Raw genomic sequence first — 12680 nt, 5'->3', positions numbered from 1 at the left:
GGATGATTTTTCCGCCCCTATAGTGGGCTTTCATAAAAGCACAAAAGACAATCCCATGCCAACAGCTCCCTTTCTGATCGGGTCGGCCTCGGGTTTCTCTGGAGACAGGACGGACGCGGCGGGCCCGGTGGTAGACACCCTGATCGCCCGCGGCGGTCCGGCAGCGTTGATGTACGAGACGCTTGCCGAGCGCACCCTGGCGCTGGCGCAACTCGAACGCGAACACCATCCGCAAGGCGGTTTCGATCCGCAGCTGGACGACCTTGTCGGTCCGGTCATCGAACGCTGCCTGCGCCACGACATCGCCATCATCGGCAACTTCGGCGCGGCCAACCCGCCCGGCGCTGCGCAGCGCCTGCACGACCTGGCCAGCGCGCAAGGCATCCCCGATGCGCGCATCGCCATCGTGCATGGCGACGACCTGTCCGGGCCCGCCTATCGCGACCTGCTGCGCGAATGCATCGGCCCCCAATTTGATGACCTTGATGTGGTCAGCGCCAACGCCTACCTGGGCGCCGAAGCCATCGCCGACGCCTTGCGCGGCGGCGCGCAGATCGTTGTTGCAGGCCGAGTGGCGGACCCGTCCCTGGCGGTCGGCCCGGCCATGGCCCACTTCGGCTGGGCCGCGGACGACTGGGAACGCCTGGGCCGCGCCACGATGGCAGGCCATCTGCTCGAATGCGGCACCCAGGTCACGGGCGGCTACTTTGCCGATCCCGGTTTCAAGGACGTGCCCGACCTGCACGCGGTCGGCTTTCCGATCGCCGAGATCAATGCCGACGGCAGTTGCGTGATTGGCAAAGCCGACTTTACCGGCGGCTGCGTCGATCCCCGCACGGTCAAGGAACAGCTGCTGTATGAAGTGCATGACCCGGCGCGCTACCTCACGCCCGACGTCGTGGCCGACATCAGCCAGGCGCGGGTCGTGGATCTTGGCAACGATCGTGTCGCGCTCGGCGGCGTGACCGGCCATGCCCGTCCCGACCGCCTCAAGGTCAACGTCTGCTATCGCGGCGGCTGGCTGGCCGAAGCCGAAATTTCCTATGCCGGCCCGCGCGCCGAAGCGCGTGCGCGTCTTGCCGCCGACGTCATCATCCAACGCCTGGGGCCCGACCTGCCCGTGCGCATCGACCTGATCGGGGCCGTCAGCATCCTCGGTGACGACCGCGGCGACATGCTGCGCGGCGCCCCCCACGGCAGCGCCCGCGACGTGCGGCTGCGTGTTGCCTGCTCGCAGCACGACAAACGCCAGGCCCAGCGCATCGTGCGCGAAGTCACCGCGCTGTATACCAATGGCCCGGCCGGCGGCGGCGGCGTGCGCACTACGCTCAAGCCGCGGCTCAACCTCATTTCCTGCTTCGTTCCGCGTGAAGCGGTCCGCAGCGGCTGGAACATGCTGACCCCGGGGAGCACGGCATGACATCGCCCACCACGACTTCCGCCGCAACGAGTTCGGCATCGTTGACTGCTGCAACGTTGACATCGGCAACCAACAGCGTTGCGTCGACATCGCTCGCCGTGCCCCTCTATCGGCTCGCGCACAGCCGCGCAGGCGACAAGGGCAACCGGTCCAACCTGAGCCTGATCGCCCACGACCCGGCGTACTACGACCACCTGGTCGAGCACATCACTGCCGACGCGGTGGCCCGATGGTTCGGCTACCGCCAACCGGCCCACGTCGAGCGTTATCTGCTGCCCACCCTGTGCGCCATGAACTTCGTGCTGGATGAGGTTCTGGACGGCGGCGTGAACGGATCGCTCAACCTGGACGCGCACGGCAAGGGCCTGTCGTTCTGGCTGCTGGACATGCCCGTAGCGCCGCCACCCGGCTTCGACGCCAATGGCGACGGCATCATCGAACAGACCGTTGACTGACACGGCGCCTGACTCAGCGCCTTCCTGCTGACCGCATTTCTGCTTAACCCACAACAAGAATTTCGGAGACCCATCACCATGACCTCGCAACCCCGCCGCCTTGTGCTCGCCGGCCTCATCGCCGCCACCCTGCCGCTGGCCGCCGCGCCACTCACGGCATCGGCGCAAACCTATCCGGCCCGCCCCGTGACCTTCGTCGTGCCGTTCGCGGCCGGCAGCGCCACGGACCAGATCGCCCGCGCCATCGGCCAGGGCATGACCGAAGCCAGCGGCCAGACCGTCGTCATCGAAAACAAGCCGGGCGCCAGCGCCATCATCGGCGCGCAATCGGCCGCCCGCGCGCAGGCCGACGGCTACACGGTGCTGATCACCACCAACACGACGCACGCCGCCAACGAACACCTGTACAAGTCGCTGCCCTACGATCCGGTCAAGGACTTTGCCCCGGTCACGGCCTTGGGCAAGGGTGGCCAGATCATGGTCGTGAACCCCAACCTGCCGGTCAAGAGCGTGCAGGAACTGCTTGCCCTGGCCAAGAAAGAACCCAGCAAGCTGAGCTTCGGCAGCGGCAGCTCGTCCAGCCGTATTGCCGGCGAACTGCTCCAGCAAATGACCGGCGCCAAGATCCTGCACGTGCCCTACAAAAGCAACCCGCTGGCCGTCACCGACCTGCTGGGCGGCCAGATCAGCATGATGATCACCGACACCGCCACCGGCCTGCCCCAGGTCAAGAGCGGCAAGCTGCGCGCCCTGGGCGTGACCAGCCTGAAGCGCTCGCCCCTGGCGCCCGACGTCCCGACCATCGCCGAAGCGGGCGTGCCAGGGTATGAAATGGGGTATTGGTTCGCGGCCTACGTGCCTGCCGGCACGCCCAGCGCGGTCGTGACGCGGCTCAATGAACTGCTGATCAAGGCATCCACCTCGACCGCCGCCAAGACGTTCTACGAGTCGACCGGCACCGAGCCCTACACCTCCACCCCCGGCGAACTGGCCAGCTTCCAGAAAGCCGAATCGCAGAAGTGGGGCAAGATCATCAAGGCCGCCGGCATCGAACCGGAATAAAACTATCGCCCGCGCAGTTCCTCGCGCGGCGTGAACAGCTTGATCATCATCGACGCAAAGTGGGTGGACCGCAGCACGTGCACCCGGGACAGCTCCATCATGTCCTGGCCCGGCTGCACCCGCCCGCGCCGCGTCGTGGTTGCGTTGGTGTAGCCACTCTCGGCCACCAGCGCGCACTGCTCGGGCAGGTAGTAGCCATAGGGATAACAGAAGGCGTCGACCGATTCGCCGCTCACGTCCTGCAGCATCTTGCGCGACCCGCCAATCTGCTCCCGCGCCTGGTCTGCCGAACATTCCTTCAGGTTGGCATGCGCGATCGTGTGCGAACCCACTTCGTGCCCCGCCTTGGCCCACGCGCGAATCTGCGCCCCGTCCATCAGTTGCGCCGTCGGCACGCCCTTCTCGGCATCCCACGCATTCGTGCCGCCCACCTGGGCCGCCACGAAGTAATTCGTTGCCGTAAACCCCAGGTCCGCCATGATCGGCACCGCGTTCTCGGCCACGTTCACGAAGCCATCATCGAACGTCAGTCCGAATACCTTGCCCTGCTTTTCGCCACGCAGGTAAGGCTGCAGATCGCGCATCGACAAGCCTCGATACCCCATCGCCTTCAACCAGCGCATATGCCGCGCGAACACGGCCGGGTCCACCGTCAGGCTGCGAAACGGCGTGCCCTTCGCCGGCGGCGTCGCGCACTGGTGGTACATCAGGATAGGAATGGGGCGAGAGTTGCGGGTCGTCGTCATGAATCCACTGTATATCAGGCAGCGCCGCCTTGTCGGTTGACCGCGTTGCAAATACGGCAATCCGGCCTTGTCATTCAGGCAGTCCTATCAATGTGTACCGCGGGCGCCCCTGCCCGACTTGAATCACACCGAGTGTGATGCACGATTCCTGCCTGAGCCATTCGCGGTTGATGATGTCGGGATCTTCAATTGCTGTGCCGATCTTGCCCTTGATGACCCCATTGGCGGTCTGAAACTCGAACGACCGACTGTTCGGCAGCACGCCAAGAAACATGCCGCGGTGTGTTTCCTTTTTCTCTTGGATGTTGCCTTCGGCAAGCCGCCCGGCGGAGCGCTCGAGCTGTTCTGTGCCCTCAAACCGGAACGTCTTGTCTTTGAACTCCAATCCGCACAAGGCGTGGTATTGCGAGAGCAGACACAAGAATTCGAACACCTTCTTCACGGCGCGCGGATGAATCGCCTCGACGAGTTCTGCCACCTCGTCGTCGCTTCCTTGAGCGGAAGCCTCGAACAAGGACTGGATCGTCGCCAAAGCGTCGCCGGTTCTTTCGTGTTCAGGAAACAAGCCCGCCGCAGGCGGCAATTCGAACACAAAGCCAAATGACCCCTGGGCGGTACCCGTAATGAGTAGCTGATTCTTGACCCGGTCGGGGATGGGCCCCATGAACTGCAGGTTTTCGTTGAGCCCGGCAACCACCGCCGCGAAGGCGTCGGCAAACGCGTTGGACGCTTTGCCGCCAAAATCGGCAGCAATGCCGTGGCTGCCGAACACGGGACGGCCACGAAAGGTCAGGCGCGCGCGCAGCGGCTCGGGAGTGGCCTCGACTCGCTCAAGTTCCCCTTGTGCCGCATTCAGCCGTCCTTGCAATGACAGCCGCTGGATGACAGCGCTGTCATCCAGGTCGTTCAACATCTGCTGCAACTCGTTGATCTCGGACTTCAGCATATCGATACGTTGAATCATGGCGTGACTCCGAAATTCGCTTGGGCCTGAATCAACTGTTGCGTGGCGAACGGGTCCTGGCTGGCGTCTAGATCGACTTGTACAAAGCCTTTCCAGGTGCCTGTCCTTCTATGTGACCACATGCTGTACCAATAACATATCTGCCGAACGGACTGCTCCCGGATTGGCAGTCCCAAAACGTCCCAGTAGGAATCCACCTTGTAAGTGTGCTTCACGTAAGCGTGGTCGAAAAGCCGAGGGCACTTTGCAACGAGCGAAGCCTGCGTCTCGCCTTCCGGAACGTGAAAGAAAGTCACGACGTCGACATCACGCGGGTCGCGACTTTCAAGCGTCTCGACGTTTTCGGTAAAGCTGCCGTCAAGCCATTGAAATCCCGTTTGAATTCCCGTTTCATGAATGGCGCGCCGAAACGCCAGCAAGCCCTTGATGATATGCAAGCGAGTTTCGCTCGTGCCCATGGCGTCGACGAATGCATCCAACGAAGCTTTGTAGGGAGAGCGATCGGGATGGTGGCCCGCTACACCAGGGCGAACAGGCGGAAGGACGCCTTCAGTATTCCAAGCGGGGATCATGCACGCTCCTAACGATCTAGAAGCAAATTTTACGAACAAGGCAAAGGCTATCCCAGTCGCGGTAGGACTATCAGTGCTTCTACCGCGATCAGCCGAGCGACTCGCGCAGCCGCCCAACTCCCATCACGCCGGCGACTTGTCCAGCACCTTGGCATACGTCTTCACGAACGCCTGCTCCACCTGCCGCCAGTCGAAGCGCGCGGCCAGGGCCAGGCCATTGGTGCGCAGCTTGCCGCGCAGCACCGCGTCTTGCGTGATGCGCTGGATGGCGGCGGCCAGTTCGCAGGCATCGCGCGGATCGGCCACCACCAGGGCGTCATGTTCCGCTTCCACGCAGGCGGTAAAGCCGCAGTATTCCTTGGAGCTCAGGATCACCGGCAGGCCGAACGACATGGCTTCCAGCGGCGCCATGCCGAACGAATCCTGCAGCGTGGGGTGCACGTACACGTCGCTGCAGGAATAGAAGCGGCACACGTCGGGTCGCGCTGCAAACGCGTGAACGCGATGGGCCAAGGCGGGCGGGATCACTTCGCGCAGCTTGTCCTGGCCGTCGGCCGGACCGCCCAGCACGATCAGGTGGTACTGCGCATCCAGCGATTCCAGGGCCGACAGGATCGTCATGAAGCCCTTGCGCAGCGGGTCGTTCGCGACCAGCAGGCAGTAGATGGCGGACGGATCCAGGCCCAGGCTTTCCAGTGCGTCGTTGCGCGTCTGCACGTCATCAGGCAGGGTCACGCCGGGGTGGATGGTGACCATGGGCGGCAGGCGTTTGTAGGCGGCCTGCAACTGGTCGATGGTCTGGTGCGCCGGCGCCACCAGCACGCGATTGGGTTGCACGCGAAAGCGCAGGCGTTCCAGCAGCAGGTAGCTGATCAGACGGGGGCTGAGCAGCGCGCCGATCCGCTTGACCAGCGACCGGTTGTGCATGAACAGGCTGTAGCGCACCGGCATCACATGCACGACCTGCACGTTGCCGACCCAGCTGTTTTCGTGGGAATGGACGATGTCATAGCCCTGGCGCACCAGCAGGTGGCAGCACAGGTTGAACCACAGCTGGTTGAGCCAGCGCGGCAGCAGCGAGTTGCAGGGAACGCGGGTGAACGGTGCCTGCACAGGGCTGTCGAACTCCTGGCAGATGACGCGAACGTCGTGGGTCTGGATCAGTACTCGGGTCAGGTTTTCAGCGTAGGCTTCGGCGCCACCGAAACGCGCGCCGAAACGGCGCGTGACAATCGCAATTCTGAGCTTTGTAGGCACGTTATGATGATTCGTGAATATCTACCGCACTTGCTTGCCCGCGTTCCGGTCGCCGCCTGTACCCGGCACGACGACCCCGCGGGGCGGTTCCAACGCTGCGCTGGCTGACCGCCTTCCCGCCCGCCGCACTCGGCGGGCAATATTGGCGGCGCCCTGACCCAGGACCCGCAGCATGACCACTCCCGATTTCTAGACCGACACTATGCTGACTTTCGAACACCTTGTGCAGATCAACGACCCGCGGGTTCCACTGATCCAACCGCTTACCCGCATGGACATCTGGCATGGGCTGGTGCTGCGCGCCCATCATCCAACCGAATTCATCATGGGATTAGAAAGCTGCGTCATCGAAACACAGGAAGAGCAAAGTGGGCAAACTTTATTGACGCGGGTGTTGGACTTCGGCCCGTTCCAGGTTCACGACCGCGTGACCTTGACGCCGATGCATGAAGTCCGTGTGCTTGCGCCGGCAACCGACCGGTGGCCCCGCAGCGAAGCCACCGTCACGGTGGAAGAGCCCGAAGAAGGCGCCATTTTCCTGCGCTTTACCTACGAGCTGGACCTGGCGGACGACAGCGACGACATGGATGAAACCACCGTCGAAATCCGCAAGCAGGCTTACGTGGCGGCGGATCTGGATACGGTGAAGCGCATTCGCGAGATCGCCGCCATCCGTAAAGCCCACTAGTCGCTGCGGCACCACATCGCTGCACCACACCGCTGCTGCACAAACAACAAAGGCGCCCAAGGGCGCCTTTTGTCATGACGGGCTGGCAGACGCTGGATCGGCCGCGCCTGCCTGCCGATCACTTTTCGGCAAACGCGCGTTCGACCACGTAGTCGCCCGGCTCGCCGGTGTGCGGCGACACCTTGAAGCCACGCTGGTCCAGCATGGCGCTGATGTCGGTCAGCATGTGCGGGCTGCCGCACAGCATGGCGCGGTCGTGCGCCGGGTCCAGCGGCGGCAGGCCGACGCCCGACGCCAGCTTGCCGTTGTCGATGATGTCGGTGATCCGGCCCATGTTGCGGAACGGCTCGCGTGTGACCGTCGGATAGTAGATCAGCTTGTCGCGGACCATCTCGCCAAAGTATTCGTTGTTGGGCAGTTCTTCGCCAATGTAGTTGGCGTAGGCCAGTTCGCTGACGAAACGCACGCCGTGCACAAGTACGACCTTTTCGAAGCGCTCGTACACATCCGGGTCCTTGATGATGCTCATGAAGGGCGCCAGGCCCGTGCCCGTGGCGAACAGGTACAGGTTCTTGCCTGGCAGCAGGTCATCCACCACCAGGGTACCGACCGGCTTGCGGCTGACCAGGATCGGATCGCCTTCTTTCAAATGCTGCAGCCGCGACGTGAGCGGGCCGTCCTGGACCTTGATGCTCAGGAACTCGAGGTGTTCTTCGTAATTGGCGCTGGCGATACTGTAGGCGCGCATGAGCGGCTTGCCGTTGACTTCCAGCCCGATCATCACGAAGTGCCCGTTGTGAAAGCGCAGGGCAGGATCGCGCGTGGTCTTGAAACTGAAAAGCGTATCGTTCCAGTGGTGAACGCTGGTAACGCGCTCGGTATTGAAAGCGGCCATGGCCAGTCACATTCCGTCGAGGTAATTGAGATGAGTTTACCAAACCCCCGGCCATTTCCAGGCGTTCTCCCCTCGATCTACGGGGATTTAGACCATATCCGTGCACTTTCCGACGCCATCCCGCCACGCGTCATAAGCGCAGGTTCTGACCTCATTGCCGCAAGTCATGAAAGGGCCTGCTGCATTGCGAGTCCGCACACTCACTGATATAGTTTCTGCACGTGGGGGGGTAGCTCAGCTGGGAGAGCGCGTCGTTCGCAATGACGAGGTCGGGAGTTCGATCCTCCTCCTCTCCACCACGACTTTCTTTCTGCAGCGCACTACACGTCATGTGGGTGCGCTGTTTTGCTTTTGACGTCCCCGCACGCAAGGTCTTGCCGTCGTGTCTACCCCGCCTTCCGCCCCCCGATCCGCCACGCCTTCCGCTCCGCTCCCCTCCACCGTTCGCACTCGCGTGTTCGTCGCGCTGGCCATCGCCTCGGCACTGCTCGGCAGCAGCGTGCCGTCGCCGCTCTATCCGCACTACCAGGAAATCTGGCACCTGAGCTCCAGCTTCGTGTCGGCGGTGTTCGCCACCTACGCCATCGGCGTGCTGATGTCATTGACGCTGCTGGGCCGGATCGCGGACCGCATTCGTGACCGGCGCGTCATCGTGCTGTCGGGGCTGGGCGTGATCGGCCTTGGGTCGGTGATCTTTGCGTTTGCCACGACGCCGGCCTGGTTGCTGGTCGGGCGCCTGTTCGCGGGCGCCGGCACGGGCGCGATGGTGGGCGCGGCCAATGCGGCCCTGGTAGAGCTGGACCCGCGCGACGACCAGCAGCGGGCGGCGGTGATCGGCACGATGGCGTTCACGGCGGGGGGCGCCTTGGGGCCGGTGCTGAGTGGGCTGGCGTTGCAGTGGAATCTGTGGCCAACGGTGCTGCCCTTCCTGGCGATCCTGGTGACCGCGGTGTGTGCGTTTGTTGGCATCCTGGCATCGCCCTGGGTGCACCGGCCCTTTGTGCCGCCCAGCCAGCGCACCGGCGCGCCGCCCATATCGGCGCGCACGCTGTTCGCGTCGTTGGGGTTTCCGTTCCTGATCGCGATGGCGGCGCTGATGATGTCGTGGTCGGTCGGGTCCGTCTTCATGGCAGCCAGTTCGACGATCGCGACGCACCTGGTCGGCATCCTGAACCCTGCGCTGACTGGCTTGCTGGTGTTCCTGTTCCAGGCCATGGGCAGCGTCAGCCAGCTCGCCTTCCGGACCGTGCGATTCCAGACCTCGATCACATGGGGGGTGCTGGTGGTTGCACTGGCGCAGGTGGGCTTCTTCCTGTCCGCGTGGGCGCACAGCCCGGTGGGCTTTCTGATCGCCACGGCGTTCGCGGGCCTGGGGTATGGCGCGGCGTTCGTGGGCGCGGCGGGCCTGACCAACTACATTGCGCCGTCCGCGTCGCGGGTCACGGTGGTGTCGTGGTTCTATGTGGCGGGGTATGTGGGCGGCAATGCCTTGCCTGCCCTGGCGGTGGGTGTGCTGGCCGATGCCTTCGGACTGTTCGCCGCGGTGGGCATCTTCAGCGCCGTCGTGATGGCAGGCGGGATCTATACCCTGCTGCGCAACCGCCAGTTGCAGGTGGCGCCCACGCCGGCGCGCTAGGCGTCAGGCCTGCATCAGATCCATTCGGCCCGCCGCAGCCGCCGGTACAGCACACAGCATCCGGCCACCGTCGTCGCGACCACGGTCGGATAGGCGTAATGCCACTTCAGCTCGGGCATGAACTCGAAGTTCATGCCGTACAGGCTGAAGACCACGGTCGGAATGGCCAGGATAGCGCCCCATCCCGCCAGGCGTTTGACCACCTCGCCCTGGCCTACCGTCACGATCGCCAGGTTGACCTGGATCGCCGTCGTCAACATTTCGCTGATGGCGTCGAGCAGGGCCACGATCCGGTTCACGTGGTCTTCCACGTCGCGAAAGTACGCCCGCAGATCTTTCGGCACCAGGTTGTCATGAAAGCGGATCAGCTGCGAGCAGATTTCCTGCACCGGCAGGACCGCAGACCGCAGGCGCAGCAACTGGCTTTTCAGTTGGTACAGGCGGCCAATCGCGGCGCGGTCGAAGCGGTCGTTGAAGATCTCCTTTTCCAGCTCCTGGAAGACGTCTTCAAGCTGGTTGGCGATCGGCTGGTAATGGTCGACGACAAAATCGAGTACCGCATACAGCACGTAGCCGGGTCCGCGCCCCAACTGCTGCGGCGTCCGTTCGCATTTTTCCCGCAACGAGGCATAGGTTGTCGACGCGCCGTGGCGAACGGACACAATGAAGTTGCTGCCGACAAACAAGTGCGTCTCGCCGAAAACAATGTGTTCGTCCACCAGTTGCGCCGTGTTCAGCACCACGAACACCGTGTCGCCATAGGTTTCGATCTTGGGCCGCTGGTGCGCGTGCAGAGCATCTTCCACCGCCAGTTCGTGCAGGCCGAACTCTGACTGCACGTCGCGCAGCAGGGTGTCGTCGGGCTCGTATAGCCCTAGCCACACAAACGTGCCGGGCTCTTTCAGCACCTCGCTGATATCGGCCATCGGCACGTCGCCGACCTTGCCGCCGTCGCGGTAGGCGACCGAATTGATGACCATCGATGTCTGTTGCATGGAGCTTTCCTGACCGGGCAGAGGGCCGCGGGTGGCCGCATCATACGCCGCCTGGCGCGGCTGCCCCGCCGCTACACACTTGCGCACGGAGTTTGCAAAGCGTTGCAAAGGATGAGCCATCGCAAGTTGTCCCAGCGTCGTGTGGACAACCGTGGGGACAGTGCCTGTGGAAAGTCAAAAAGCCGTTGCGGAACAAAAGCTTGCGCGCGCTGCCCAAACAATGGGCACATGGATGAGTTGATCCACCCTGCCCCGGGTCTGGCCAGACCGGGCAGCTAACATGCCCTTCAAAGAAAACCCCAACTAGAACAAGGACCTGCGCAGCACATGATCGATCGCCGTACGTTTCTCGCCACCGCGGCCAGTACCGCCACTCTGGCCGCCATGGGCTACCTGCCAACGGCTTCCGCCGCCCAGATCAGTTTTGGCAAACGCACGCCGTTTTCCTTCGATGCCCTGGTGGCGCGCGCCAAGGACATGGCCGGCAAGGCCTACCAGCCGCCCAAGCGCCCGCCCCAGGACATTCTGGACAAGATCGACTACGCAGCGCACGGCCAGATCCAGTTCAAGCCTGAATACGCCGTGTTCGCCGACGGCCCCGGCCAGTTCCCGGTCACCTTTTTCCACCTGGGTCGGTATTTCCTGTCGCCGGTACAGATGCACGTGCTGACCCGCGACCGGAACGGCCTGACGGCGCGCGAGATCGTGTACCAGGACGACTACTTCAACATGCCGGCCGACAATCCCGCGCATCAATTGCCCGCGGGCAGCGGCTTTGCGGGCTTCCGTTTCCAGGAAAGCCGCACGGCCGACCAGGGCAAGCTGGACTGGAAAAAGAACGATTGGGTCGCCTTCCTGGGCGCCTCCTACTTCCGCGCGATCGGCGAGCTTTATCAATACGGTCTGTCGGCCCGTGGCGTGGCGATCGACGTGGCCGAACCCGAGCACCCCGAAGAATTCCCGAACTTCACCCAGTTCTGGTTCGAGACTCCCAAAGACGGGGCGGATACCGTCACGGTCTACGCCCTGATGGACGGCCCCAGCATTTCGGGCGCTTTCCGTTTCGACATGACGCGCAAGGCCGATGTGACGATGACGATCGACGCCGCGCTGTTCGTGCGCAAGGACATCGCCCGGTTCGGCATCGCGCCCCTGACATCGATGTACTGGTATTCCGAAGCGCAAAAGACAACGGCGGTGGACTGGCGCCCCGAAGTGCATGACTCCGACGGCCTGGCCATGTGGAACCGCAAGGGCGAATACCTGTGGCGTCCGCTGAACAACCCGCCGCGCACCATGGCGTCGTCGTTCAGCGACGCGAATCCGCGTGGCTTCGGCCTCCTGCAGCGCGACCGTAACTTCGACCATTACCTGGATGGCGTCTATTACGACCGCCGGCCGTCATTGTGGGTCGAGCCCACCAATGACTGGGGCGAAGGCGCGATCCAGCTGATCGAGATCCCGACCGACGACGAAATCCACGACAACATCGTCGCCATGTGGGTGCCCAAGGCGCCGGCCACCAAGGGGTCCAGCTATCGCCTGGGCTACAAGCTGTACTGGTCGGCGAACGAACCCTTCCCGCCTGCCCTGGCGCGCTGCGTGGCCACGCGGCTGGGCAACGGCGGCCAACCGGGCAACGCGCGGCCGCAGGGCGTGCGCAAGTTCATGGTCGAATTCCTGGGCGGCGGGCTGGCCAGCATGCCGTTCGGCGAAAAGCCGGAACTGGACCTGTGGACGTCGCGCGGATCGTTCTCGTATATCTTTGCCGAGCCCGTGCCGAATGGCGTGGCGGGCCACTGGCGCGCGCAGTTCGACCTGACCGTGGACGGCGCCGACCCGGTGGAATTGCGCCTGGCGCTCAAGCATGCCGGCACGGTCCTGTCCGAGAGTTGGTTGTACCAATACCACCCGACACCGAACCTGACCCGCTAGCAGGGCGGAAAGCGGCGTTTCGCTGGGCGCCGATGCTAAACTCGCGCCGCCTTCG

The 12680-nt window shown here is 63.7% G+C and carries 12 protein-coding genes and 1 tRNA gene; 7 read left to right on the top strand and 6 right to left on the bottom strand.

From position 1 onward, the window contains the following. Positions 1-55: 55 nt before the first annotated feature. The 3 genes from HD883_RS24710 to HD883_RS24700 all read left to right on the top strand — a co-directional run bounded on the left by HD883_RS24710 (position 56) and on the right by HD883_RS24700 (position 2937). The gene (locus tag HD883_RS24710) at positions 56-1420 is read left to right on the top strand and encodes an acyclic terpene utilization AtuA family protein (RefSeq protein ID WP_179590689.1); all 1365 of its coding nucleotides are present in this window, start codon (positions 56-58) and stop codon (positions 1418-1420) included. Further along, positions 1417-1875: an AtuA-related protein gene (locus HD883_RS24705; RefSeq protein ID WP_257022681.1), complete on the top strand. Its 459-nt coding sequence runs from the start codon at positions 1417-1419 to the stop codon at positions 1873-1875. Before HD883_RS24710 ends, HD883_RS24705 begins: the two co-directional genes overlap by 4 nt. 78 nt (positions 1876-1953) lie before the next feature. Further along, a complete protein-coding gene (locus tag HD883_RS24700; protein WP_179590691.1) occupies positions 1954-2937 on the top strand; it encodes a Bug family tripartite tricarboxylate transporter substrate binding protein in 984 nt (327 codons plus the stop codon). A gap of 2 nt (positions 2938-2939) precedes the next feature. Here HD883_RS24700 and HD883_RS24695 read toward each other — a convergent pair whose 3' ends face one another. From HD883_RS24695 to HD883_RS28055, 4 genes are all read right to left on the bottom strand, one after another. Beyond that, positions 2940-3683, bottom strand: coding sequence for a polysaccharide deacetylase family protein (locus HD883_RS24695; RefSeq protein WP_179590693.1), 744 nt, complete (start codon positions 3681-3683; stop codon positions 2940-2942). Positions 3684-3753: 70 nt separating this feature from the next. Then, on the bottom strand, positions 3754-4647 hold the full coding sequence (locus tag HD883_RS24690; protein ID WP_179590695.1) for a hypothetical protein: 894 nt from the start codon (positions 4645-4647) through the stop codon (positions 3754-3756). Then, positions 4644-5219: a DUF6932 family protein gene (locus HD883_RS24685; protein WP_179590697.1), complete on the bottom strand. Its 576-nt coding sequence runs from the start codon at positions 5217-5219 to the stop codon at positions 4644-4646. The genes HD883_RS24690 and HD883_RS24685 overlap by 4 nt, the downstream gene beginning before the upstream one ends. Before the next feature lie 123 nt (positions 5220-5342). Continuing rightward, entirely contained in the window at positions 5343-6476 is a 1134-nt protein-coding gene (locus HD883_RS28055; RefSeq protein WP_179590699.1) for a glycosyltransferase family 4 protein, read from the bottom strand. Positions 6477-6699: 223 nt separating this feature from the next. On the opposite strand from HD883_RS28055, the gene HD883_RS24675 reads away from it, so the two are divergent. Then, a complete protein-coding gene (locus tag HD883_RS24675; RefSeq protein ID WP_373563474.1) occupies positions 6700-7164 on the top strand; it encodes an AtaL-like protein in 465 nt (154 codons plus the stop codon). Between the two features lie 118 nt (positions 7165-7282). On the opposite strand, the gene HD883_RS24670 is transcribed toward HD883_RS24675, so the two are convergent. Then, positions 7283-8059, bottom strand: a complete 777-nt coding sequence (locus HD883_RS24670) for a ferredoxin--NADP reductase (protein WP_179590703.1) — start codon at positions 8057-8059, stop codon at positions 7283-7285. 223 nt (positions 8060-8282) lie between these two features. Here HD883_RS24670 and HD883_RS24665 point away from each other — a divergent pair. Together HD883_RS24665 and HD883_RS24660 are read left to right on the top strand one after the other, a co-directional pair. Next, a tRNA-Ala gene (locus HD883_RS24665) sits at positions 8283-8358 on the top strand. Positions 8359-8513: 155 nt separating this feature from the next. After that, a complete protein-coding gene (locus tag HD883_RS24660) occupies positions 8514-9695 on the top strand; it encodes an MFS transporter (protein WP_179590705.1) in 1182 nt (393 codons plus the stop codon). Positions 9696-9709: 14 nt separating this feature from the next. Here HD883_RS24660 and HD883_RS24655 read toward each other — a convergent pair whose 3' ends face one another. Continuing rightward, the gene (locus HD883_RS24655; RefSeq protein ID WP_257022680.1) at positions 9710-10690 is read right to left on the bottom strand and encodes a magnesium and cobalt transport protein CorA; all 981 of its coding nucleotides are present in this window, start codon (positions 10688-10690) and stop codon (positions 9710-9712) included. Between the two features lie 327 nt (positions 10691-11017). On the opposite strand from HD883_RS24655, the gene HD883_RS24650 reads away from it, so the two are divergent. Beyond that, positions 11018-12625: a glucan biosynthesis protein gene (locus HD883_RS24650; RefSeq protein ID WP_179590706.1), complete on the top strand. Its 1608-nt coding sequence runs from the start codon at positions 11018-11020 to the stop codon at positions 12623-12625. Positions 12626-12680: the final 55 nt, after the last annotated feature.

This window comes from Pigmentiphaga litoralis, assembly GCF_013408655.1.
Taxonomy (GTDB): domain Bacteria; phylum Pseudomonadota; class Gammaproteobacteria; order Burkholderiales; family Burkholderiaceae_B; genus Pigmentiphaga; species Pigmentiphaga litoralis_A.
Note: the sequence above shows the minus strand (reverse complement) of the source record. Positions and strands in the feature narration are given on the sequence as shown.